The following is a 1249-nucleotide window of genomic DNA, read 5'->3' as shown; positions in this document are numbered from 1 at the left end:
GACTGGCTGAATCCCGGGTGGCCAGCACAGACCCCTATGCGCTGGCTACCGGCGGCAACAAGCGCCTGAGCCAGTGGCACCTGGGTTTCTACCACACGCCCCTCAAGAACGTGGAACTGGGCGCCGAACTGATCGGTGGCAAGCGCACCACCTACGCCGGCAATAGCGGCAGCCTGTCGCGCCTGAACCTGCAAGCGCGCTACTCGTTCAACTGATCGCCGCGGCCTTCGCCGGGCCCAGGCCTGGCCTGCGATCGCGCTTGCGCCCTGTCATCTGTCGGCCAGGGCGTTTTCCTTTGGGAGTCCCTGCCTTGAACCTAGAAACCGCAGTTGACCGCTTGCTTCAATAAAACAGACCGCATGAACACTGACTTTGGTGGTCGTGAAAAACTTCACCGCTTGGGTGAGAGCGCTACGCACCCGATTGAGCCGCCCTGGGGCACGCTGGCTGCGTTGCTCCTCCTTGCAGGCATCAGCCTGCTGCCTCGTCGCGCCTTGCCACCGCACCCCATGACGGCCCACTCGGGCGCGTCCAACTGCCGTTTCTAGGTTGAAACTGTTCGATAAACACCGCGGTGTGCTGGCCTTGCTGGCCGTCACCTTGATCTGGGGAACCACCTTCCCCACCATGAAGCTGCTGACCAGCGAGTTCAGTGCCATGCAAATCATCGCACTGCGTTTTGCCATCGCGGTGCTGGTGCTGTCTCCGCTGCTGCTGCAAAGCCGGCAGGCCGAGTGGCGCTGGGGCTTGGGGCTGGGCATGCTGCTGTTTCTGGCATTCGCGCTGCAGATTGAAGGGCTGACACGCACCAGCAGCAACCGCAACGCCTTCATGACTGGCCTGAACGTGCTGCTGGTGCCCCTGATCGGCCTGGTGCTGGGGCAGAGACCCGCCTGGAACCTGTGGCTGGCCTGCCTGCTGGCGCTGGCCGGCGTCAGAAGCCTGTTTTGGAGCGACGCTCCATGGAATCCGGGCGACAGCCTGACCCTGGCGAGCACCGTGTTTTACGCCCTGTACATCCATGCGCTGGGCGCGGCCCAACAACATGCCGGGCAGCCCGCCCGCCAGCCGCTGCGCTCGCTGCATCTCGCCGCCCTGCAGGGCATGGTCTTGCTGCTGGGCTCTGTGGCCGTGCTGCACTTCAGCGGCCAGCCCCTGGGCGTGCATCGCCTGCTTGCCGCATCAGGCAGCAGCTGGCTGGCCGTGCTGCATCTGGGATTGGTGGCCAGCATCGGCGGCATCGCCCTGC

The 1249-nt window shown here is 64.8% G+C and carries 2 protein-coding genes; both read left to right on the top strand.

Annotated features, from left to right (window positions below):
- Positions 1-215 (top strand): DcaP family trimeric outer membrane transporter (locus ACRDSQ_RS06195; protein ID WP_431419572.1); only part of this gene is annotated, 215 nt, incomplete at its 5' end.
- 334 nt (positions 216-549) lie between these two features.
- A partial coding sequence (locus tag ACRDSQ_RS06190; RefSeq protein WP_431419570.1) for a DMT family transporter occupies positions 550-1249 on the top strand: 700 nt, incomplete at its 3' end.

Origin of the sequence: Actinokineospora sp., from assembly GCF_050699995.1 — a bacterium.
Taxonomy (GTDB): domain Bacteria; phylum Actinomycetota; class Actinomycetes; order Mycobacteriales; family Pseudonocardiaceae; genus Actinokineospora.
This window is presented reverse-complemented; position numbering and strand designations above follow the sequence as displayed.